The sequence below is a fragment of the Rathayibacter sp. PhB179 genome, from assembly GCF_004345345.1.
Classification (GTDB): Bacteria; Actinomycetota; Actinomycetes; order Actinomycetales; family Microbacteriaceae; genus Rathayibacter; species Rathayibacter festucae.
This window is the reverse complement of the sequence record NZ_SLVD01000009.1, coordinates 99253-119458: the sequence shown is the minus strand read 5'-3', so window position 1 is coordinate 119458 and position 20206 is coordinate 99253. Positions and strand designations below refer to the sequence as shown.

The window sequence follows — 20206 nt, the reverse complement described above, 5'->3', positions numbered from 1 at the left end:
GCTCAGCGCACCGCCAGCATCACGTCGACCACGGCGTCGAGCACGAGGTCCACCTGCGGCTCGGAGTAGCCGCCGCGCTGCGGGGCGAACGACACCGTCCGCACGTCGTCCACGGTCAGCACGGAGCCGTCCCGGAAGTAGCCGGAGACGCGGTCCGAGAAGGCGTCCACCTGGCGGATGTTGTAGCCGGTGGTCAGCACGCCGGCGCGGGTGAAGCGCTCACGCGCGGGCCGCGCCAGGCGGTTCACGATCTCCTGCGCCGTCTCGCGGGCATTCCGGAGCCAGGCCTCCTCGCCCTGCGCCGCGATCGCGTACTGGCGCTCGCGCACCGCGAAGGCGTCCTCGAGGCGCTCCAGCGCGGCGTCGACGTGCGGCGCCGAGTAGCCGCCCTTCTTCAGCGAGAAGGCGGTGTGCCGCAGATCCACCGCGCGCAGGTCGGCCGGACCGCCCGAGAGCTGGGCGTAGGCGTCCCTGGCCGAGGCGAGGAAGGAGTCGACCTCGTCCGTGTCGTAGCCGGGCCGGGACTCGCGCGCGCGGGGGAAGGGAGCGTTCATCCCGTCATTCTGCCAAGACGGCGGCCCGGTCCGGGAATCGGCGCGTCGACCGCGCCGCGAGGGGCCGGAGCCCGTGCGCTCGGCCACGGCCCGATCACCGCGCGCACGGTCAGTGCGCGAAGACGAAGTAGAGCACGTAGGCCGCGGCGGCCGACGGGAGGATCGAATCGAGCCGGTCGAGGAAGCCGCCGTGCCCAGGCAGCCACGAGCTCATGTCCTTGATGCCGATGTCGCGCTTGATCAGCGACTCGGCGAGATCGCCCAGCGTCGCCGTCAGGAGGACGACCGCGCCGAACACGGCGCCGACCCACCAGGGCTGGCCGAGCAGCAGGAGGGCGAGGAGAACGCCGACGACGACGCCCGCGACCGCCGCTCCCGCGAACCCCTCCCAGGTCTTCTTCGGGCTGATCCGCGGCGCCATCGGGTGCTTGCCCCAGGTGAGACCGCTGACGTAGGCGCCGGTGTCGACGACGATCACGAGGATCAGGAAGGACAGCGCCCAGAGCTGGCCGCCCTCCTCCGCGACGAGGCGGATCGCGAAGGCGCCGAGGAACGTGACGTAGATCTGCACGAACGCGCCGAGCCCGACGTCGAGCAGGAGCTCGCGACCGGTCGACCTTGTCCGGCGGAGGAGCTGCTCCCCCAGCCGCCAGAGGGCGACCAGCGCCGAGCCGCCCAGCACGGCGAACCAGGCGGCCTGCATCCCGCCGTAGTAGGCCGCCGGCACGGCGACCACGGCGACGACCCCGGTGGGGATGCGCGGGATGTCGCGGCCGGCGTGGCGCAGCGCGTTCGACAGCTCGAGCGCCGCCAGCAGCACCAACGCGCCGGCCAGCACCATGAAGAGCTCTTTGACGACCAGCAGGCTGACGACCATCGCGCCGCCGCCGATGAGGCCGATGACGGTCGCGGAGACGAGGTTCCGGCCCGAGCGCGCGGTGAGGCGCTCGTTGGTCGCCTCGAGCTGGGCACGGGTCGCCTCGAGCTGTCGCTCGACGTCGGCCCGGCCCTGCTGGGCCCGCGCGCGCAGGGCGTCGCGCGTGACCATGCGCGAACCCCGGGCGCCCGGAACGTGCGGCGCCGGAGCGTCGTCGCTGCTCTCGGGATCCTCGGGGTTCACGGGCACGGCACTACACCTCGAGCAGTTCGGATTCCTTGCGCTTGAGCGCCTCGTCGATGGCGTCCACGTGCTGCTTGGTCAGGGCCTCGAGCTCCTTCTCGCCGCGCGAGAGCTCGTCGTCGCCGATGTCGCCCTTGAGCGCGTCGAGGTCGCTCTTCGCGCTGCGGCGGATGTTGCGGACGGCGATCTTCGCGTCCTCCGCCTTGGTGCGCACGATCTTCACGAACTCCTTGCGGCGCTCGGCGGTGAGCTCGGGGAGGTTGATCCGGATGACTGAGCCGTCGTTCGTCGGGTTCGCGCCGAGGTTCGGCATGTCCCGGATGGCCTGCTCGATGTCGCGCAGGGCGCCCTTGTCGTACGGGGTGACCAGCAGCGTGCGCGCCTCGATGTTCTGCAGCGATGCGAGCTGCGAGAGCGGGGTGGGCGTGCCGTAGTAGCTCACCAGCACCTTCTGGAACAGGCCGGGGTTGGCCCGACCGGTGCGCACCGTGGAGAAGTCCTCCTTGGCGACTCCGACGGCCTTGTCCATCTTGACGGTCGCGTCGGCGAGTACATCCGAGATCACAGGGGGCTCCTTAAGAGAGGGAAGTGGTCAGTCTAGTTCGGGGCGGGGGCGCCTTAGTTGGAGACGAGGGTGCCGAGCCGGGTGCCCCGGATGGCGCGCGCGACGTTGCCGGCCGGCTCCATCCCGAAGACCTGCATCGGCATGCCGTTGTCCATGCAGAGGCTGAAGGCGGTCGAGTCGACGACCTTGAGACCGCGCTGCAGCGCCTCCTGGTAGGTGAGGGTGTCGAGCTTCTTCGCGTCCGGGTTGGTCCGCGGGTCGGCGTCGTAGACCCCGTCGACGCCGTTCTTCGCGACGAGCACGACGTCGGCGTGCGTCTCGAGCGCGCGCTGCGCGGCGACGGTGTCCGTGGAGAAGTAGGGCAGGCCCGCGCCCGCGCCGAAGATCACGACGCGGCCCTTCTCCATGTGCCGGATCGCCCGGCGGGGGATGTAGGGCTCGGCGACCTGCGTCATCGCGATCGCGGACTGCACGCGCGTCTCCGCGCCGGCCTGCTCGAGGAAGTCCTGCAGGGCGAGGGCGTTCATCACCGTGCCGAGCATGCCCATGTAGTCCGCGCGGCCGCGGTCCATGCCGCGCTGCGAGAGCTCGGCCCCGCGGAAGAAGTTGCCGCCGCCGACGACCACCGAGATCTCGACCTCGGTCGCGGCGTCGGCGATCTCGCGCGCCAGGGCGCTGATCACGTCCGGGTTCACCCCGAGAGTGCCGGCTCCGAACGCCTCCCCCGACAGCTTCAGCAGCACCCTGCGGCGCTTGCCCGTCGTCTTCGCATCCGTCTCCGTCATGGACGTTTCCTCCCGTAGACCCGTACAAACCTATCCCGCGCGGGGGACGCCCCGCGACCACGCCCGGGCGCCTCCCCCGGGCAGAGCGAAGGGAGTCCGGGTCGACTGAACGACCCGGACTCCCCTCGCTGTGCGTGCTACGCGCCGACCTTGAAGCGGGCGAAGCCCGACACGGTCAGACCGGCGTCCGCCACGACCTTGCTGATGGACAGCTTGTTGTCCTTGGCGTAGTCCTGGTCGAGCAGCGCGACCTGCTTGAAGTACGCGTTGACGCGACCCTCGATGATCTTCGGCAGGGCGGCCTCGGGCTTGCCCTCGCCGCGCGAGATCTCCTCGACGATGCGGCGCTCGTTGTCGACCTCCGACTGCGGCACGTCCTCGCGCGACAGGTAGGAGGGGTTGGCGAACGAGATGTGCTGCGCGATCGAACGCGCGGTGTCCGCGTCGTCTCCCGAGTAGCCCAGGACCACGCCGACCTGCGGGGGCAGGTCCTTGTTGGTCTTGTGCAGGTAGACGGCGAAGTGCTCGCCGGAGACGGTGGCGACGCGGCGGAGCTCGACCTTCTCGCCGAGGATCGCGGCCTCGTCGTTGATGAGGTCGGCGACGGTCTTGTCGCCGGCGGGGGCCGCGAGGGCCTCCTCGACGGTGGTGGCGCCGGCGGCGACGACCGCGTCCAGCACGCCCTCGGACAGGGCGATGAACTTGGTGCCCTTGGCGACGAAGTCGGTCTCGCAGGCGAGCTCGATCAGGGTGGCGACGCCGTCCTTCTCGGCGGCGGCGACGAGGCCCTCGCTCGTGGAGCGGTCGGCGCGCTTCGCGTTGCCCTTGGCGCCCTTGAGGCGGAGGATCTCGACCGCCTTGTCCAGGTCGCCGTCGGCCTCGACGAGCGCGTTCTTGGTGTCGACCATGCCGGTTCCGAGCTGCTCGCGCAGCGTCTTGACGTCAGCGAGGCTGAAATTAGCCATAGTTCTGCGAACTCCTCTGTTGTGTCCGGTCGGCGCGGTGCTTCGCGCACCCGCGCCCGCCAGGACGTCGTGGTCTGCCGGTCCCGCGGCGACGGGCCTCGGTGTCGAGGACTCCATCACGCCGGGGTGTCGGCGGTTCTGCTTCGTGGTGAACGTGCACCGAATGAGCGGGGGTCGGCCGGGCGCTCTCGCGACCCGTCCGACCCCCGGCTCAGTGCGGGTGTCAGACGGACGCGGGGGTCTCGTCGGTCGCGGACTCGGTGGTCGAGTCGGCCTCGGCGGGCGCCTCGGCCTCGGCGACGGCCTCGTCGGCGGTCGCGAGCTCGGCGTCGGCGACCTTCTCGGTCTCGGCGCCGGCCTGCTCGGCGGGCTCCTGGACGTCGGACGCCGGGGCGTCGGTCGCGGCGGCGTCGGTCGAGGCGGCGGAGTCGTCGCTCGTGGTGAGCAGCTCCTTCTCCCACTCGGCCAGCGGCTCGACGGCGGAGACGTTGCCCTCGGCCTCGGGCTTCTGGTGACGCTGGATGAGGCCCTCGGCGGCGGCGTCGGCGACGATGCGGGTGAGCAGGCTCACCGAGCGGATCGCGTCGTCGTTGCCCGGGATCGGGTACTGGACCTCGTCCGGGTCGCAGTTCGTGTCGAGGATGCCGATGACCGGGATGCCCAGCTTCTTGGCCTCGTCGATCGCGAGGTGCTCCTTCTTGGTGTCGACGACCCACAGGGCCGACGGCGTCTTCGAGAGGTTGCGGATGCCGCCGAGCGACTTGTGCAGCTTGTCGAGCTCCCGCTTCTTGATGAGGAGCTCCTTCTTCGTGAAGCCGCTCTTCGACGTGTCGTCGAAGTCGAGCTCCTCGAGCTCCTTCATGCGCGCGAGGCGCTTGGAGACCGTCTGGAAGTTGGTGAGGAGGCCACCGAGCCAGCGCTGGTTGACGTAGGGCTGGCCGACGCGGGTCGCCTGCTCGGAGATCGCGTTCTGCGCCTGCTTCTTCGTGCCGACGAAGAGGATGGTGCCGCCGTGGGCGACCGTCTCCTTGACGAAGTCGTAGGTCTTGTCGATGTAGGCCAGCGACTGCTGGAGGTCGATGATGTAGCTGCCCGAGCGCTCGGTCAGGATGAAGCGCTTCATCTTCGGGTTCCAGCGACGGGTCTGGTGCCCGAAGTGGACGCCGCTGTCGAGCAGCTGGCGCATGGTGACGACTGCCATGAGTCGTTCTCCTTCTCTGGGGCTCGGGCGCACGACGGCGCCGAACTCCCGTTCGGTTGTCCGCGACGGCCGGTCGGCACGTCGCCCTGGCGCCCGGCGCGCTCCCGCCCTCCTCGCACTGGGCGAAGGGGACCGTGGGGAGCGTTGGCCGAATGGGCGCGCGTAGTCACCCCGACGAGCGAGGTGCTCCGAGAAGACTAGCACCAGGACGGCCGCCTCCCCCGCGGGTGACTGCCCGCGCGTCCGCCGCCCGGCTGCCGACCACCTCCGGCACGCGGAGACGCCTCCGGCACGCGGAAACCGCCCGATTCGACGAGCCAGAGCCGAGATCACGAGCCCGGGGTCCCGCTGCTCACCTCCGGCACGCAGAAACACCTCCGGCACGCGGAGAATCTCCGATCCGACGAGCCCGAGCCGAAATCGCGAGCCCGGGGCTCCACCACCCACGTTCGGCAGGTGAGTACACCTCCGGCACTCGGAAGCCGCCCGATCCCACGAGCCCGGACCGAAACCTCGGGCCCGACGTCCCGCCGCGCGGCTCCGGCACGCAGAAACACCTCCGGCACGCAGGAACCACTCGATCTGACGAGCCCGACCCGCAATCACGTGCCCGAAGTCCGCCGCGCAGCTCAGCCACGCGGCTCCGGCACGCGGAAACGCCTCCGGCACGCAGAACCGCTGGGATTCCACGAGCCGGAGGCGTTCTCGCGAGCCGGAGCTCGGAGCAAGGCGAGGCCGTGCGCTACTTGCGCGCCGACTTCATCACGGTGCGGATGTGCAGGGTGTCCATCTCCTCCAGCGAGCGGCCCTTGGTCTCGGGCACGAACAGGAAGACGAAGAAGAACGAGATGAGGGCGAACGCCGCGTACAGGCCGTAGGCGAGGGTCAGCGAGACGTCCTGCGACAGGATCGGGAACGTCACCGTGATCGCGAAGTTGGCGATCCACTGCGCCGAGGCGGCGAGGCCCAGGGCGGCGGCGCGGATCCGGTTCGGGAAGATCTCGCCGAGCAGCACCCAGACCAGCGGGCCCCAGGTCGCGCCGAAGAAGACCACGAAGGCGTTGGCCGAGACGAGGGCGATCGGGCCCCAGGCACCGGGCAGCGAGACGTCCTCGCCGCTGATCGTCGACTGACTGAACGCGAGCGCCATCAGTCCGAGCGAGATCGCCATGCCGGCGGAGCCGACGAGCAGCAGCGGCTTCCGGCCGACCTTATCGACCAGGAAGATCGCGACGAAGGTGACCACGACGTTCACGACCGAGGTGAAGACCGAGATGGCGAACGAGTTCGACTCGTCGAAGCCGACCGCGCTCCAGAGCGAGGTCGAGTAGTAGAAGATCACGTTGATGCCGACGAACTGCTGGAACACCGAGAGCAGGATGCCGACCCAGACCACCGGCAGCAGGCCGAGCGCCGGACCGCGCAGGCTCGAGCGCTGGGCGTTCTCGGCGTCCTCGTCGATCTTCTTCTGGATGTCGGCCAGTGCCTCGTCCACCTCGTCGCGCGGGGTGACCGTCGCGAGGACCTTGCGCGCGTCCTGCGAGCGACCCCGCGTGGCGAGGTAGCGCGGCGACTCCGGCAGCGTCAGGGCGAGGAGGCCGTAGATCACGGCGGGGACGGCGCAGGCGATGAACATCCAGCGCCAGGCCGCGACGCCGAACCAGTACGGCTCGGACGCGCCGCCCGCGCCCTCGGCGATGACGGTGTCCGAGAGCAGCGCGGCGAAGATGCCGAGCGTGATCGCGAGCTGCTGCAGCGACGCGAGCGCACCGCGGATCGCCTTGGGCGCGATCTCGGAGATGTAGGTGGGGGCGATCACCGAGGCGATGCCGATGCCCAGGCCGCCGACGACGCGCCAGAGGACGAGGTCCCACACGGCGAAGGCCGCGCCTGCGCCGATCGAGGAGATGAAGAAGAGGCCTGCGCCGAGCAGCATGACCTTGATGCGGCCCCAGCGGTCCGCGAGGCGACCGGCCAGATAGGCGCCGACCGCGCAGCCGAGGAGGGCCGACGCGACGGCGAAGCCGATCAGCGCGGCCGACAGCTCGAACTCGCCCTGCACCGCCTCGACGGCTCCGTTGACCACGGACGAGTCGAAGCCGAAGAGGAAGCCGCCGACCGCCGCCGCGATGGCGAGACCGATCACCTTCCTCTTCAGTTTCGCCGCCGAGGGGTTCGGGATGGTGTCAGATCGTCCGCTGGTCATGGTCGTCTCCGATTCTCGCCGCCGGTGGGTGCGGTGTCTCCGCGCCCGCTCCGGATCACAGGCACGTTACTCCCGCCTGCCAATCCGCCGGGACGGGTTGCGGAGCGCTGCTTTCGCAGTCGCTCCTCCACAGGCGGCGTCCTCCGGTGCTTCTCCCCCGGTCGGGCCGCGAGTCGCCCGCGCCTCTGCGCTGTCGGCGAGGGTGTCCGCATGGTTGCTCCTCTCCTCCTCCGCCCGGGCGTGTTCCTGGTGCTCGCCCTGCTCGGTCCGATGCTCTGGACCCCGCCGGTGGACGGCTTCCCCGTCGTCGAGCCGTGGCGGGCGCCCGCGCATCGCTACGCCGCGGGGCATCGCGGGATCGACCTCGCTGCCACGGCGGGTTCTCCGGTGCGGGCCGTCGCGGACGGGCGGGTGTCCTTCGCGGGGCGGGTGGTCGACAGGAGCGTGGTCAGCATCGCGCACGCCGACGGGCTGGTGTCGAGCGTGGAGCCGGTGGAGCCGTCCGTCGCGAAGGGTCAGGAGGTCCGCGCCGGGGACGTCATCGGCTCGGTGGGCTCGGGCGGGCACTGCGACGGCTCGTGCATGCACCTCGGGGTGCGCGAGGACGGGGAGTACGTGAACCCGATGCGGTTCTTCGGCGGGATCCCGCGGGCGGTGCTGCTGCCGATGGACGGAGTGGCCGCAGGAGCGGTCGCCGATCCGGAGCAGGCGGTGGTGACGGCGGCGCGCTCAGGCGCGCGGGTGGGCGAGGCGGTAGGCCTCGCGGATCCGCTCGGTCGAGACGTGGGTGTAGATCTGCGTGGTGCCGAGGCTCGCGTGGCCGAGCAGCTCCTGGACGGCGCGGAGGTCCGCTCCCCCGTCGAGCAGGTGCGTCGCCGCGGTGTGACGGAGGGTGTGCGGGCCGGACGGGCCGGAGCCCTGGCCGCCGTCGAGGAGCCGGGCGACGACGCCGTAGACGGTGCGCGGGGTGAGGCGGGCGCCGCGACGGCCGAGGAGGAGGGCCGGGGTGCTCGTCCCGGTCGCGCTGGACTCCGCGTCCGGGAGCAGCTGCGGGCGGGCCTTCTCCAGGTAGGCGATGAGCGCCTCCTTCGCGGGCACGCCGAACGGTACGACGCGCTGCTTGCTTCCCTTGCCGGTGACGAGCACGGTGAGCCGGCTCAGGTCGAGGTCGCCGATGTCGATCGCGACGAGCTCGGAGACGCGGATGCCGGACGCGTAGAGGAGCTCGATGATCGCGAGGTCGCGCAGGGCCACCGGGTCCTCGGTCGCCCCGCGCGCCGCGACCACGTCGATCAGGTGCTCGGTCTGCGGCTCGGTGAGCACGCGCGGCAGCGGGCGCCCGCCCTTCGGCGTGCGCAGGCGCGCGGCGACGTCGATCGGCAGGCGCTCGGAGCGCTGCGCCCAGGACGAGAAGGAGCGGACGGCCGCAGTCCGCCGGGCGAGCGTCGCGCGGGCGACGCCGGTCTGCGACTCGTGCCAGAGCCAGTCACGGAGCAGCTCGAGGTCGAGCTGGGCGAGCATCGGCTGCTTCCGGCTCGCGGCGAAGTCGATCAGCGTCGAGAGGTCGGCGCGGTAGCCGCGGGCCGTGGCGGGTGAGAGGGAGCGCTCGTCGAGGACGTAGCGGAGGAAGTCCTCCACGGCCGCCGCGAGCGGCTCGCCACGCGGGGGCAGGCCTGCGGGAGGAGTGTCAGCCATCGGTGCCCGGCATCCGCGACCACAGGTCGATGCGGCCCTGCTCGTCGAGGCTCTCGAGCTTCTCGATCAGGTCCGTGCCGAAGCGGGTGGCGATCGGCGCCGTCGCGCTGGGGACGAGCGAGGTGACGACGGTCTCAGGGTGCACATGGACGAGCGAGAAGCTCTGCGCGCCGTCGATGCCGGCGAGCTCGCGCTCCGGAGCGCCGAGGTCCATCGTGTAGCTGGTCGCTCCGGCGACGAAGACCGGGACGCCGGCGAAGGTCGCGGCCGTCGGATAGTGCAGGTGCCCGCCGAGGATCGCGCGCACGTCGGTCCCGCGCACCACCTCCTCCAGCCGGTCCATTCCGCGGAGCTCGAGCACGGTCATCGCGCCGAGCGGCGTCGGCAGCGGCGGGTGGTGCAGCGCGAGGATCGTGCCGAGTGGAGCAGGCGTCGCGAGCTCGGCTCGGAGCGCCTCGAGCTGCTCGCCGGTGAGCGCGCCGTGGTGGTAGCCCGGCACCGCGCTGTCGAGCGCGATGAGCCGCAGCCCGCCGAGGTCGACGACCTGGTCGATCGGGGTATCGATCGGCGCATCACCCGCCTCCTGGTCGAGGAGCACCCGGCGGAACGCACCGCGCTCGTCGTGGTTGCCCATCACCCAGACGATCGGGCAGTCGAAGCGCTCGCCCACGGGATCGAGGACGTCCCTGACCCGCCGGTAGGCGTCCTCCTCACCGCGATCGGCGACGTCCCCCGTGACGACGATCGCGTCGAGCCGACCGCCGCGCTCGACGAGCCGCGCGACGGCCTGCTCGAGCCGGGAGACGGTGTCGACGCGCCCGTAGAGCGGAGCGCCCTCCGCGAGGAAGTGCGTGTCGCTGAGGTGCGCGAGCACCCGGTCGGCGGCCCGGAAGTACCCGAGCTGCGGATGCTCCGGCTGCGTCCTCGTCGTCGTCTCGTCACCCATGCGGCTCCCCTCGCTGCTTGATCGACAGCGTAGGGCGCACCGCCGACAGCGCCGGCAGCGAACGGCGGCGGTCGGTTCGAGCGGCGGCTCCCCCAAGGCGTGAACTCGTGTGGCCGACCGTCGTCGCGCTGCCGTGGACGGCGACCGCGACGCCGATCGGCGCCGCTGATCCTCACGCGGCTGCCCGCCACCTCCCCTCCGCGTCGCGCTGGACGAGCCCGCCCGCGAGGCAGGTCCCGAGGACGTCGAGGGTCTCGGGAACGGACAGACCGGAGCGCTGAGCGAGCAGCTCCGTCTCGTGCGCGCCCTCCGCTCGAAGGACGTCGAGGACGCGCGCGGCCGTTCGCGTGACGTCCGGCGCGGTGGCGAGCACCGCGGACATGCCGAGCAGCTCGACGACCTCCGGAGCCGACGTCACGCAGGTCGCGGCGTACTCCCGGAGGAGCCGATGGCAGCCCGCCGACGAGGCGCTCGTCACCGGGCCGGGTACCGCGCCGAGCGGCCTTCCGAGCGCCGCCGCGTGGCCGGCGGTGTTCAACGACCCGGAGCGGGCTCCCGCCTCCACGACGACCGTGGCAGCGGTCGACGCGGCGATCAGCCTGTTGCGCTGCAGGAAGCGCCAGCGCGTCGGAGTGGTGCCCGGCGGCACCTCCGTCACCACCGAGCAGCCGGGCGTCGCGATGACGCGGTGCAGGAGGTCGGTGTGCGCCGTCGGGTACAGCCGGTCCGAACCACCGGCGAGGAAGGCGACCGTGCGCCCGCCCGCACCGAGTGCCGCCTTGTGCGCGACCGCATCGATACCGAAGGCGGCACCGGACACGATGAGGACGCCGCGCTCGGCGGTGCCGGCGGCGAGGTCCGCGGCGACGTGCTCGCCGTAGCCGGTCGCCGCGCGGGCCCCGACGACGGCCAGCCGATGCGGAGCGGCGAGGGCGAGCGGATCGCCGCGGCTCCAGAGCACGAACGGCGCGTGCTCCCCCAGGTCGGCGAGCGGCTGCGGCCAGCCGTCGCAGCCCGGCAGCAGCAGTCGTGCGTCGAGACGGTGCGCGATCTCCAGGCGGCGGAGGAGCAGGGCCCTGTCGACCCGGGCGCGCCAGCGCGCCAGACCTGCGGCGAGGACCCGCGTTCCGCTGCGGGAGTCGTCCCCGTCGCTCTCTCCGTCGCCTGTCGAGTCGAACGAGTTCTCGGAGCGGCCGGTCTCCGCGGCAGCGTCATCCGCGCATCCGGTCCCCCTCCGGCGCACGTCTGCTGCCGACTCCGCGAGGATCTCCCCCGCCGACGCCGTCCCCACGACATGGGCGAGCGCGCCGCCTGCACCGAATCGCTCGATCAGCGTCCCGGCCACCGCATCGCCCGGTTCGGCGAGCGAGGACCACGCCGCGCGCGCGAGCGCCTCCACCGGATCGGACTCGCTGTCCTCGGGAAGCAGCCGCCGTGCAAGGCGCGTCTCGGTCCGGTCGAAGAGCTCGGCGACGGCCGTCACGAGCCCGCTCCCCGCAGAATCAGTGCGCGGGCGAGGTGGCTCGCAGCGGGGCGGTCGATCTCGTCGAGGTCGGCGAGCGTCCAGGCGAGGCGCAGCACGCGGTCGTAGCCGCGCATCGTCACCAGCCCGCGCTCCAGGGCCAGGTCGAGGGTGCCCGACTCCCGGGCGGTCGGGCGCTGCGGGGTCGCGCGGAGCCACGCGCCGTCGACCTCGGCGTTCACCGACCACGGGGTGCCTGCCAAGCGCGCCCGAGCGCGGGCCCGCGCGGCGACCACCCGAGCGCGAGCCTGCGCCGTCGAAAGCCCAGGCTCGTCGCGACGGACGGCGAGCTGTGCCGCCCCGATGCGCCGTACGGTCAGCCGGATGTCGACGCGGTCGAGCAGCGGACCGCTCAGCCGCGCCAGGTAGCGCCGCCGCACCGGCGGCGAGCACGAGCAGATCTCACCCCGGATGCCGTGGCGCCCGCAGGGGCACGGATTCGCCGCGAGCACGAGCTGCACGCGGGCCGGGAACTCCGCCATGACGTTCGCACGGTGGATGCGGATCACGCCCGACTCGAGCGGCTGCCGCAGCGCGTCGAGGGCAACCGCGGAGAACTCCGGAGCCTCGTCCAGGAAGAGGACCCCGCGGGTCGCGCGTGCGACGGCTCCCGGCCGGATCCTGCCGCTGCCGCCGCCGACGATCGCTGCGGCGGAGGCGGAGTGGTGCGGACTCTCGAACGGCGGACGCCTCACAAGGGTGCCGCCGGTGTGCTCGCCGACGAGGGAGCGCATGCAGGTCGCCTCGAGTGCCGCCTCGTCGTCGAGATCCGGCAGGATCCCGGGCAGGCGTGAGGCGAGCATCGTCTTCCCCGCTCCGGGCGGACCGAGGAGGAACACGTGGTGCCCGCCCGCCGCTGCGGCGATCATCGCGGACGCCGCTTCCTCGTTGCCGATCACGTCCGCGAAGTCGAGCCGGGACTCCGGCTCACGAACGGCTGGAGGCGCAGCGGAACGCTCCGGCAGGACCGGCACGTCCCACTCCGCCCCGTGCCACACGGCGGCCGCCGCCAGGGACGAGACCGGGATGACGTCCACCCCGTCCACCAACTCCGCTTCGAGCCGGTCGTCCTCGGGCACCATCACCCTGTATCGGCCGGCCCGGGCCGCGGCGAGTACCGCGGGCAGCACTCCCGGCACCGATTGCAGTCGCCCGTCGAGCCCGAGCTCGCCGATGTGCACGACCGCCGCGACCGATTCCCGGTTCACCTCCCCCAGCGCCGCCAGCGCCGCGAGCCCGATCGCGAGGTCGAACGCGGACCCGTGCTTGGGCATCGCCGCCGGCGACAGGTTCACCGTCATCTTGTACTCCGCGATCCCGCTGCCCGAGTTGATCGCTGCGGACCGCACCCGCTCCTTCGCCTGCGACAGCGCCGCATCCGGCAGACCGATGATCACCATCCCCGGAGTGCCGTCCGCCGAGTGCGCCTCCACCCCCACCACCGCGCCGGTGAAGCCGACCAGACCGACCGCGGATGTCCGCCCCAGCCCCATCAGGCCACCGCCCGCACATGACGCACCTGCGACGGCACTCCGTCCGGCGCGACGATGCCGACCGCGTCGATGCGCAGGTGCCGCGAGCGCTCGTCGTGCTCCCGCGCCCACGCATACGCCAGCCGCCGCAGCCGCTGCGCCTTCACCCGCGTGATCGCCTCGATCGGCAACCCGAACCGCGTCGAGGACCGCGTCTTCACCTCCACCACCACCAACGCCGAACCCTCCCGCGCCACGATGTCCAGCTCCCCCTCCCGCACCCGCCAATTGCGGTCGAGGATCTCGAAACCGCGCTCCCTCAGGTGCGCCGCAGCGATCTCCTCGCCGCGACGGCCCAACTCGTCCTTGTCCATGCAGAACCTCCCGAGGGAAGGGTCGCGGAGAGAGAGGTGGCACGGGGCGGGCGGCGGTAGAACTGGGGAGGGAGCGGGGAATCCGGAGCTGTGGAGGGCGGGTCCGGCGGCGTCGATCGGCGCGGGATCGTCCGTCGACAGTGGGTCTCGATACGCCGCCTCCGGCGGCTACTCGACCAGCATGAAGGCCGGGCGGTGCGTGATGCGCTCCGGAAGCGGAGGAACAGCCGGTGCCGGCCCCTTGTGAGGGTGGGTCTCGATCCACCGCCTGCGGCGGCTACTCGACCAGCGTGAAGGCCGGGCGGTGCGTGATGCATGCCGGAATCGTGAGACCAGCCGCTGCCGGCCCCTTGTGAGGGTGGGTCTCGATACGCCGCCTTCGGCGGCTACTCGACCAGCATCAATGAGGCCGGCCGCGGCCCGAGGGAAGAGCCGTCAGCGACGTCCGTCTGCGAAGTTTCGATGAGCGCCACCGCTACTCGATCAGCGGAGGGAAGAGTGCGCTGCAAGCGCTCCTCAGCCGGAGAAGGGTGCGCTGCAGGCGCTCCTCAGCCGGAGAATGGAGCGCTGCAAGCGCTCCTCGGCAGGGGGGGGTGTGCGCCGGAAGCGCTTCTCAACCCGGAGAGAACGAGCCGGAAGCCCTACTCGTCGAGGGCCAGCTCCTTCGGGAGCTCGAACTCCTTGCGGGAGAGCTCCTCGACGTTGACGTCCTTGAAGGTCAGGACGCGGACGGACTTCACGAAGCGGTCGGAGCGGTAGACGTCCCAGACCCAGACGTCGCGCATGGTCAGCTCGAAGTAGAAGTCGTGCTCGGTGTCGCGGCGGACCAGCTCGACCTCGTTGGCGAGGTAGAAGCGCCGCTCGGTCTCGACGACGTACGAGAACTGCGAGACGACGTCGCGGTACTCCCGGTACAGTGCCAGCTCGACCTCGCGGTCGTAGTCCTCGAACTCGTCCTCATCCATCGTCCGTCGATTCTACGCGACACGACCCTCCGCCGGGACCGCCCTACGCAGAGACGGCGTCCGCTCCGGCCTCGCGCGAGCGCGACAGCCACGTCACCCGGTGCAGCGGCGACGGCCCGACCCGATCCAGGCCGGCCCAGTGCGCGGCGCTGCCGTAGCCCTTGTTGCTGTCCCAGGCGTAATCGGCGAAGTCGTCGTGGTGGCGCACCATCTGGCCGTCGCGGCCGACCTTCGCCAGCACGGAGGCGGCCGAGACGGAGGCGCAGTCGCGGTCGGCCTTGATGCGGGTGACGATCGTCAGCTCCGCCGCCCACGGGCCGAGCGCGGGCGTGAGCCAGTCGTGCTTGCCGTCGAGCAGGACGACGGCGCGGGACAGCTCCACGCCCTGGTCGACGAGGCGCTCGATGCCGCGCGAGGCGGCGCGGCCGAGGCCGGCGATGATCCCGGTGTCGTCGATCTCGTCGGCGGAGGACTCGCCGATCGCCCAGCCGGACACCCACTTCACCACGCCGGGCAGCAGTGCCTCGCGGCGCGCGGGGGCGAGCATCTTCGAGTCTCGCAGGCCCTCCGGGAAGCGGCCGCAGCGCGAGCCGATCGCGACGACGCCGACGGAGACCGGTCCGGCGATCGCGCCGCGGCCGACCTCGTCGCAGCCGATGACGCTCTCGAAGCCCTGACGGAAGAGCCGGCGCTCCTCGCGGAGGTCCGGGTCGGCGACGACCACCTAGCGCCCGCCCGCGCTGGCCCGGTCGTCCTCCGACTGCTCGTCGGACGCCTCGGTGTCGACGCCGCGGAACACCGACGGGTAGTCGTCCAGCCAGGCCCACTGCTGCACCGGCCAGGTGACCAGGATCGCGCGGCCGACGACGTTGTCGATCGGCACGAAGCCGTTGCCGGGCTTGTCGGTGTTGTACCGGGAGTCGGCGGAGTTGTAGCGGTTGTCGCCCATCACCCAGAGCGAGCCCTCGGGCACGACCACGTCGAACGGGGTCGCCGAGACCGCCTGGACGCCGTCGGGGAGCTTCACGTACGGCTCCGAGATGGGATTCCCGTTGATCTCGACCTGGCCGAGCGGCGTGCAGCAGGTGACGTGATCGCCGGGCAGGCCGATGACCCGCTTGATCAGGTGGTCGTTGCTGTCCGGCGCGGTGAGGCCGACGAGCGCGAGGGCGGAGTCGATGGCGGCCTGGAAGGCGGGGACCTCGGGCTCGGTGGTCGGCGAGAGCCAGCCGCCCGGATCGCGGAAGACGACCACGTCGCCGCGCGAGATCGGGACGACCCCGGGGACCAGCTCGTTCACGAGGATGCGGTCGTTCTCGACCAGCGTCTGCTCCATCGAGGAGGACGGGATGTAGAACGAGCGGATCAGGAACGTCTTGACGAGGAAGGACACCAGGACGGCGACGACGACGATGATCAGCACGTCGCGGAGGAAGAGGAGCACTCCCCGTCGGCGACGGCGGGGCCGGTGCTCGCCGTCCGGATCGGCGGAGTGGCGGCCGCCGTCGTGCGGGAGGGTCACGGGGGCCGTGCTGTCTGTCATCGCGTGCCGTGGCCCCTACTGTGGTCGACCCGCGCGGTGCCGCGCCGGTCTGTGGATCACCGGGTCGTACCGCCCCGGAAAAGGGTCGGACCCCGGTCCATCATAGATGGGCCGGGGTCCGGGAATCGCTGTGCGGACGCCGCTCAGGAGTCGCGCTTCTCCTTGATCTTCGCCTTCTTGCCGCGGAGGTTGCGGAGGTAGTAGAGCTTCGCGCGACGCACGTCACCGCGGGTGACGACCTCGATGTGGTCGATCACCGGGGAGTGGACCGGGAAGGTGCGCTCGACGCCGACCTGGAAGCTGACCTTGCGGACCGTGAAGGTCTCGCGGACGCCCTCGTTCGAGCGGCCGATGACGACGCCCTGGAAGATCTGGATGCGCGAGCGGGTGCCCTCGACGATGTTGACGTGCACCTTGACGGTGTCGCCGGCGCGGAACTCGGGGATGTCGGTGCGGAGTGACGCCGCATCGAGTGAGTCGAGGATGTGCATGCTGTATCGCTCTCCGTGCCCGCCACAGGTCGAACACCGTTTCGTTGATGGAAGTCGGTCGTGCCCACGTCGTCGCGGCTCCCCTGTGGCAGAGCCTGCGCGAGGCACAAGCGCTCATTCTGCCATGGCGCCGGAGCGCGCGTCAAAGCGGCGGTCCCGGCGAGGTCCTGAGGACGGATGCGCGAGGGCAACTCCGCAGAAGTTGTCGTACCGGGGCGCCCGCTACGACAACTTCTGGAGAGCGGCGACGCGGGGCCACGCAGGTCTAGCGGCAGAACGCAGAAGTTGTCGTACTCGGATGCCCACTACGACAACTTGCGAGGAGTGGAAGCCGCGATCCGGCACGGTCGCTTCAGAGGACGATCGTCTGCCCGTCCTGGGGGCGCTCCGGGTCGAAGCGGTCGTCCGTCACCGGCTGCGGCTGCGGGCCGCCCTGGGCCTGCACCTCGGCGGCCGCGGCGAAGGCGAGGAGCGTCGCGCGTGCATCCGTGAAGAAGCGCCAGACGGAGTGGGTGAACGCGACGACTCCCAGCAGGATCGAGAGCAGTCCGAGCGCCCACGCCCCGGGAGGGAAGAAGCCGAAGGCGATCAGCGAGACGTGCCAGGCGCCGAGCGCGGCCACGTCGCCCCAGGCGGGGGTCCGGGAGGGCCGCACGGTCACCCGAAACGCCACGACGCTCGCGACGACGGCCAGACCGACCGCCAGAATGGGGAGGGCGATGACCAGGCCGAGCACGGTCCAGCCGCTCGATCCTCCGAAGAGTCCGTACCCCAGGAGGATCCAGAGCGGCAGGACGACCGCCGCAGGGAACAGCCAGGAACCGAAAGCCCGTCTCGTGCGCATGCACCGACGGTACCCATGACCGCTGAAGAACGCCTCAGCGACCCCCGAGAGGATCAGCATGATCGAGCTGCGCACACCCGCCGAGATCGAGGAGATGCGCCCGGCCGGCCGCTTCGTCGCCGAGGTGCTGAAGGCGACGTCAGCCGCGGCCGCCGTGGGCGTCAACCTTCTCGAGCTCGACCGCCTCGCCCACGACATGATCCGCTCGGCCGGAGCGGAGTCCTGCTACATCGACTACCACCCGTCGTTCGGCGCCAGCCCCTTCGGCAAGGTGATCTGCACGTCGGTGAACGACGCCGTGCTGCACGGCCTCCCCTTCGACTACCGCCTGCGCGACGGCGACCTGCTGACCCTGGACTTCGCCGCCTCCGTCGACGGCTGGGTCGCCGACTCCGCGATCACCGTCGCCGTCGGCACGCCCCGCCCCGAGGACCTGAAGCTCGTCGACACCACGACCCGCGCGCTCGAGGCCGGCATCGCCGCCGCGCAGCCGGGCAAGAAGATCGGCGACATCTCCGCCGCCATCGCCGCGGTCGCCCGCGCCGAGGGGCTCAGCATCAACACCGACTTCGGCGGCCACGGCGTCGGCCGCACCATGCACGGCGACCCGCACATCGCCAACGACGGCCGCGCCGGCCGCGGCTACCCGCTGCGCCCGGGCCTGGTCGTGGCGATCGAGCCGTGGTTCCTGCAGAGCACCGACGAGATCTACACCGACAAGGACGGCTGGACCCTCCGCAGCCGCGACGGCTCGCGCGGCGCGCACATGGAGCACACCATCGCCATCACGGAGACCGGCAACATCGTCCTCTCCGCGCGGGACTGATCCCAGCCCCGAAGGTTCATCCGCGGAGTACTGGACAGCAGCGGTATCCGATAGCGATACTATCCGCATGCGAGTCTCCGAGCTCAGCCGCCTCAGCGGCGTCAGCCTGCCCACGATCAAGTACTACATCCGGGAGGGGCTGCTACCACCGGGCACGGCCTCGGGGCCGCAGCGGTCCGAGTACGGCGACGAGCACCTCGCCCGGCTCCGACTGCTCCGCGCGCTGATCGAGAGCGGCGGGGTCGGCATCGCCGGCGCGAAGCGGATCACGGCCGTGCTGGACGAGGGCGCTCCCCCGGCGGTCGCGTTCGAGGTGGCGCAGGACGTCGTCTCCGCGAACGTCGACTCCGAGGCCGTCGCCTCGGACGACGCGCTCGAGCGGGTGCGGTCGGTGGTCGGCGACGACTACTGCGAGCACCCCGCGGTGCGGACGGCGGCCCGAGCCCTCGACGCCCTGGAGCTCTCCGGGGGCGGGATGACGCCGTCCTGGCTCGACGCCTACGCCCGGGCGGCGGCGATCGTCGCGGGCGCGGACCTGGACGAGCTCGAGGCGCGCAGCAGCGTGAGCGAGCAGACGTCGATCGCGGCGGTGGGCACGGCCCTCGGCGATGTCGTGCTGCAGTCGATGCGCCGCGTGGCCCAGGCCCGCGAGACGCAGCGGAGGTTCGGGGAGCGGCAGGACTCGCCGTCCGCCTCCGAGCACACCGCGGCGCAAGAGAACGCCGAGGTCGCGCGATGACCGCCACGATCCAGCGTCCGGAGCGTGCAGCAGCGGTCCTCGCCCGTCCGCACCGCCCGCTCCTCGTCCTCGCCGCGGCGATGGCGGTCGGCGTACTGGCCTGCCTCGTCCTGCTGCTCGTCGACCCGCGCGAGCTCGGCGGCCAGCCGCTCTGGGCGAAGCCGCTGAAGTTCTGCCTCTCCATCGCCGTCTACGCACTGACGCTCGCCTGGCTGATCGGCCTCGTCCCCGAGCGCCGCCGGCGACTCGCGCGGATCCTCGGCAGCGTCGCTGTCGCGGGTCTCGCGATCGAGATGGTCGTCATCGGCGGCGCCGCGGCGGTGGGCGTCACCAGCCACTTCAACGTCACGACGCCGCTGCACTCGGCGCTCTGGGCGGCGATGGCGGTGTCGATCGTCGTCGTCTGGCTGGTCACGCTGGTGCTCGCGGCGCTCCTGGCGCGGGTGCCGCTCGGCGACCCCTCGCTCACTCTCGCGGTCCGGGCCGGCCTCGTGATCGGACTCGTCGGGATGGCGCTCGCCTTCCTGATGACCGGGCCGACCGCCTCGCAGCTCTCGGATTACCAGGGCGTCGTCGGCGCGCACGCGGTCGGCGTGGACGACGGCGGCGCAGGACTGCCACTGCTCGGCTGGAGCACCACGGGCGGCGACCTCCGGATCCCGCACTTCGTCGGGATGCACGCGCTGCAGGGGCTGCCGCTGCTGGCGTTCGCGCTCGCACGGCTGGGGACGCGGGTGCGGCTGCTCGGCGACGCGACCCTCCGCCTCCGGCTGGTCGCGCTCGCGGCGCTCGCCTGGTCCGCCCTCGTCGCGCTGACCTGCTGGCAGGCGCTGCGCGGGCAGTCGATCGTGGCTCCGGATGCGCTCACCCTCGCTGTCGGCGGCGCGGTCGTGCTCGCCCTCGTGATCGCGGGACTCGTCGCGGTGCGCCGCGCCTCCGTCGAGGTCGCGCGATGAGCCGGCTGCGCCGCGGCTGGACGCCGCACGCGGTGATCTACCTTCTGCTCGCCGTCGCCGGCCTCGTCGGCACCTGGACGTACAACGTCCGCGCCGTGCTGGAGAGCGTCGACTTCCTCGGCGACCTCGCGGGCGGTGGACCGGCGGTCTCGTCGATCACGACGGACCTGCTGGTGGTGGCGATCGCCGCCGTCGCCTTCATGATCACCGAGGGCCGCCGCATCGGCATGAAGCGGGTCTGGATCCTCGTCCTGCTCGCGCCCCTGGTCGCCCTGGCCTTCGCCTTCCCGCTCTTCCTCGCCCTCCGCGAACGCCACCTCACCCTCGCCCGGGAGCCCTGACCCCCCCCTCGCGAGATGCCACTTATGAGCACGACACGCCGAGAAAGGCGGTCACAAGTGGCATCTCGCGGGATCGGGCCGTCGCACGCAGTGGCG

21 protein-coding genes and 1 pseudogene are annotated in these 20206 nt (G+C 71.8%); 5 read left to right on the top strand and 17 right to left on the bottom strand.

All coding sequences use genetic code 11. The annotated features are described in order from the left end of the window. Positions 1-2 precede the first annotated feature (2 nt). From EDF43_RS17325 to EDF43_RS17295, 7 genes are all read right to left on the bottom strand, one after another. Entirely contained in the window at positions 3-554 is a 552-nt protein-coding gene (locus EDF43_RS17325) for a DivIVA domain-containing protein (protein WP_123703370.1), read from the bottom strand. Between the two features lie 109 nt (positions 555-663). Beyond that, entirely contained in the window at positions 664-1602 is a 939-nt protein-coding gene (locus EDF43_RS17320; RefSeq protein WP_123704777.1) for a phosphatidate cytidylyltransferase, read from the bottom strand. An 82-nt stretch (positions 1603-1684) separates the two neighbouring features. Beyond that, complete coding sequence (gene frr, locus EDF43_RS17315) at positions 1685-2239, bottom strand: ribosome recycling factor (RefSeq protein ID WP_123445733.1); 555 nt, start codon at positions 2237-2239, stop codon at positions 1685-1687. A 53-nt stretch (positions 2240-2292) separates the two neighbouring features. Beyond that, complete coding sequence (gene pyrH, locus EDF43_RS17310) at positions 2293-3024, bottom strand: UMP kinase (RefSeq protein WP_123445732.1); 732 nt, start codon at positions 3022-3024, stop codon at positions 2293-2295. A 137-nt stretch (positions 3025-3161) separates the two neighbouring features. Next, complete coding sequence (gene tsf, locus EDF43_RS17305) at positions 3162-3989, bottom strand: translation elongation factor Ts (protein ID WP_132437835.1); 828 nt, start codon at positions 3987-3989, stop codon at positions 3162-3164. Between the two features lie 223 nt (positions 3990-4212). Continuing rightward, positions 4213-5190: a 30S ribosomal protein S2 gene (rpsB, locus tag EDF43_RS17300; RefSeq protein WP_127886405.1), complete on the bottom strand. Its 978-nt coding sequence runs from the start codon at positions 5188-5190 to the stop codon at positions 4213-4215. A gap of 742 nt (positions 5191-5932) precedes the next feature. Continuing rightward, positions 5933-7396, bottom strand: a complete 1464-nt coding sequence (locus EDF43_RS17295; protein ID WP_123445729.1) for a sugar porter family MFS transporter — start codon at positions 7394-7396, stop codon at positions 5933-5935. A 210-nt stretch (positions 7397-7606) separates the two neighbouring features. On the opposite strand from EDF43_RS17295, the pseudogene EDF43_RS17290 reads away from it, so the two are divergent. Further along, a pseudogene (locus EDF43_RS17290) lies at positions 7607-8008 on the top strand (M23 family metallopeptidase); the annotation flags it as partial. Positions 8009-8125: 117 nt separating this feature from the next. On the opposite strand, the gene EDF43_RS17285 reads toward EDF43_RS17290, so the two are convergent. From EDF43_RS17285 to EDF43_RS17240, 10 genes are all read right to left on the bottom strand, one after another. Next, positions 8126-9091: a tyrosine recombinase XerC gene (locus EDF43_RS17285; protein WP_132437834.1), complete on the bottom strand. Its 966-nt coding sequence runs from the start codon at positions 9089-9091 to the stop codon at positions 8126-8128. Further along, complete coding sequence (locus EDF43_RS17280; RefSeq protein WP_132437833.1) at positions 9084-10037, bottom strand: phosphodiesterase; 954 nt, start codon at positions 10035-10037, stop codon at positions 9084-9086. Before EDF43_RS17280 ends, EDF43_RS17285 begins: the two co-directional genes overlap by 8 nt. Positions 10038-10209: 172 nt before the next feature. Further along, the gene (dprA, locus tag EDF43_RS17275; protein WP_243581622.1) at positions 10210-11520 is read right to left on the bottom strand and encodes a DNA-processing protein DprA; all 1311 of its coding nucleotides are present in this window, start codon (positions 11518-11520) and stop codon (positions 10210-10212) included. Beyond that, entirely contained in the window at positions 11517-13052 is a 1536-nt protein-coding gene (locus tag EDF43_RS17270; protein WP_132437832.1) for a YifB family Mg chelatase-like AAA ATPase, read from the bottom strand. Before EDF43_RS17270 ends, dprA begins: the two co-directional genes overlap by 4 nt. Next, positions 13052-13405: a YraN family protein gene (locus tag EDF43_RS17265; protein WP_123736854.1), complete on the bottom strand. Its 354-nt coding sequence runs from the start codon at positions 13403-13405 to the stop codon at positions 13052-13054. Before EDF43_RS17265 ends, EDF43_RS17270 begins: the two co-directional genes overlap by 1 nt. 641 nt (positions 13406-14046) lie before the next feature. After that, positions 14047-14370 carry a DUF2469 family protein gene (locus tag EDF43_RS17260; protein ID WP_056044100.1) on the bottom strand — a complete coding sequence of 108 codons (324 nt, stop codon included), beginning with the start codon at positions 14368-14370 and terminating at the stop codon, positions 14047-14049. Positions 14371-14413: 43 nt separating this feature from the next. Next, positions 14414-15094 carry a ribonuclease HII gene (locus EDF43_RS17255; RefSeq protein WP_132437831.1) on the bottom strand — a complete coding sequence of 227 codons (681 nt, stop codon included), beginning with the start codon at positions 15092-15094 and terminating at the stop codon, positions 14414-14416. Next, the gene (gene lepB, locus EDF43_RS17250) at positions 15095-15913 is read right to left on the bottom strand and encodes a signal peptidase I (RefSeq protein ID WP_123736852.1); all 819 of its coding nucleotides are present in this window, start codon (positions 15911-15913) and stop codon (positions 15095-15097) included. Between the two features lie 143 nt (positions 15914-16056). Beyond that, positions 16057-16404 (bottom strand): 50S ribosomal protein L19, encoded by a 348-nt coding sequence (gene rplS / locus EDF43_RS17245; protein WP_123445722.1) that lies wholly within the window; start codon positions 16402-16404, stop codon positions 16057-16059. Between the two features lie 352 nt (positions 16405-16756). Further along, on the bottom strand, positions 16757-17248 hold the full coding sequence (locus tag EDF43_RS17240) for a hypothetical protein (RefSeq protein ID WP_132437830.1): 492 nt from the start codon (positions 17246-17248) through the stop codon (positions 16757-16759). A gap of 58 nt (positions 17249-17306) precedes the next feature. On the opposite strand from EDF43_RS17240, the gene map reads away from it, so the two are divergent. The 4 genes from map (at position 17307) to EDF43_RS17220 (ending at position 20110) form a co-directional block, all read left to right on the top strand. Then, on the top strand, positions 17307-18074 hold the full coding sequence (map, locus tag EDF43_RS17235) for a type I methionyl aminopeptidase (protein ID WP_123445720.1): 768 nt from the start codon (positions 17307-17309) through the stop codon (positions 18072-18074). Between the two features lie 67 nt (positions 18075-18141). Then, positions 18142-18813 carry a MerR family transcriptional regulator gene (locus EDF43_RS17230; RefSeq protein ID WP_132437829.1) on the top strand — a complete coding sequence of 224 codons (672 nt, stop codon included), beginning with the start codon at positions 18142-18144 and terminating at the stop codon, positions 18811-18813. After that, positions 18810-19769 carry a hypothetical protein gene (locus tag EDF43_RS17225; protein ID WP_132437828.1) on the top strand — a complete coding sequence of 320 codons (960 nt, stop codon included), beginning with the start codon at positions 18810-18812 and terminating at the stop codon, positions 19767-19769. The genes EDF43_RS17230 and EDF43_RS17225 overlap by 4 nt, the downstream gene beginning before the upstream one ends. Then, positions 19766-20110, top strand: coding sequence for a DUF2834 domain-containing protein (locus EDF43_RS17220; protein WP_132437827.1), 345 nt, complete (start codon positions 19766-19768; stop codon positions 20108-20110). The genes EDF43_RS17225 and EDF43_RS17220 overlap by 4 nt, the downstream gene beginning before the upstream one ends. The last annotated feature ends 96 nt before the right edge of the window (positions 20111-20206 follow it).

What these genes read in the sequence shown, in the direction of transcription:
- EDF43_RS17325 (WP_123703370.1), bottom strand. Translation starts at nt 554, where the DNA reads ATGAACGCTCCCTTCCCCCGCGCGCGCGAGTCCCGGCCCGGCTACGAC.
- EDF43_RS17320 (WP_123704777.1), bottom strand. Translation starts at nt 1,602, where the DNA reads ATGGTCACGCGCGACGCCCTGCGCGCGCGGGCCCAGCAGGGCCGGGCC.
- pyrH (WP_123445732.1), bottom strand. Translation starts at nt 3,024, where the DNA reads ATGACGGAGACGGATGCGAAGACGACGGGCAAGCGCCGCAGGGTGCTG.
- tsf (WP_132437835.1), bottom strand. Translation starts at nt 3,989, where the DNA reads ATGGCTAATTTCAGCCTCGCTGACGTCAAGACGCTGCGCGAGCAGCTC.
- rpsB (WP_127886405.1), bottom strand. Translation starts at nt 5,190, where the DNA reads ATGGCAGTCGTCACCATGCGCCAGCTGCTCGACAGCGGCGTCCACTTC.
- EDF43_RS17295 (WP_123445729.1), bottom strand. Translation starts at nt 7,396, where the DNA reads ATGACCAGCGGACGATCTGACACCATCCCGAACCCCTCGGCGGCGAAA.
- EDF43_RS17285 (WP_132437834.1), bottom strand. Translation starts at nt 9,091, where the DNA reads ATGGCTGACACTCCTCCCGCAGGCCTGCCCCCGCGTGGCGAGCCGCTC.
- EDF43_RS17280 (WP_132437833.1), bottom strand. Translation starts at nt 10,037, where the DNA reads ATGGGTGACGAGACGACGACGAGGACGCAGCCGGAGCATCCGCAGCTC.
- EDF43_RS17270 (WP_132437832.1), bottom strand. Translation starts at nt 13,052, where the DNA reads ATGGGGCTGGGGCGGACATCCGCGGTCGGTCTGGTCGGCTTCACCGGC.
- EDF43_RS17265 (WP_123736854.1), bottom strand. Translation starts at nt 13,405, where the DNA reads ATGGACAAGGACGAGTTGGGCCGTCGCGGCGAGGAGATCGCTGCGGCG.
- EDF43_RS17260 (WP_056044100.1), bottom strand. Translation starts at nt 14,370, where the DNA reads ATGGATGAGGACGAGTTCGAGGACTACGACCGCGAGGTCGAGCTGGCA.
- lepB (WP_123736852.1), bottom strand. Translation starts at nt 15,913, where the DNA reads ATGACAGACAGCACGGCCCCCGTGACCCTCCCGCACGACGGCGGCCGC.
- rplS (WP_123445722.1), bottom strand. Translation starts at nt 16,404, where the DNA reads ATGCACATCCTCGACTCACTCGATGCGGCGTCACTCCGCACCGACATC.
- EDF43_RS17240 (WP_132437830.1), bottom strand. Translation starts at nt 17,248, where the DNA reads ATGCGCACGAGACGGGCTTTCGGTTCCTGGCTGTTCCCTGCGGCGGTC.
- map (WP_123445720.1), top strand. Translation starts at nt 17,307, where the DNA reads ATGATCGAGCTGCGCACACCCGCCGAGATCGAGGAGATGCGCCCGGCC.
- EDF43_RS17230 (WP_132437829.1), top strand. Translation starts at nt 18,142, where the DNA reads ATGCGAGTCTCCGAGCTCAGCCGCCTCAGCGGCGTCAGCCTGCCCACG.
- EDF43_RS17225 (WP_132437828.1), top strand. Translation starts at nt 18,810, where the DNA reads ATGACCGCCACGATCCAGCGTCCGGAGCGTGCAGCAGCGGTCCTCGCC.
- EDF43_RS17220 (WP_132437827.1), top strand. Translation starts at nt 19,766, where the DNA reads ATGAGCCGGCTGCGCCGCGGCTGGACGCCGCACGCGGTGATCTACCTT.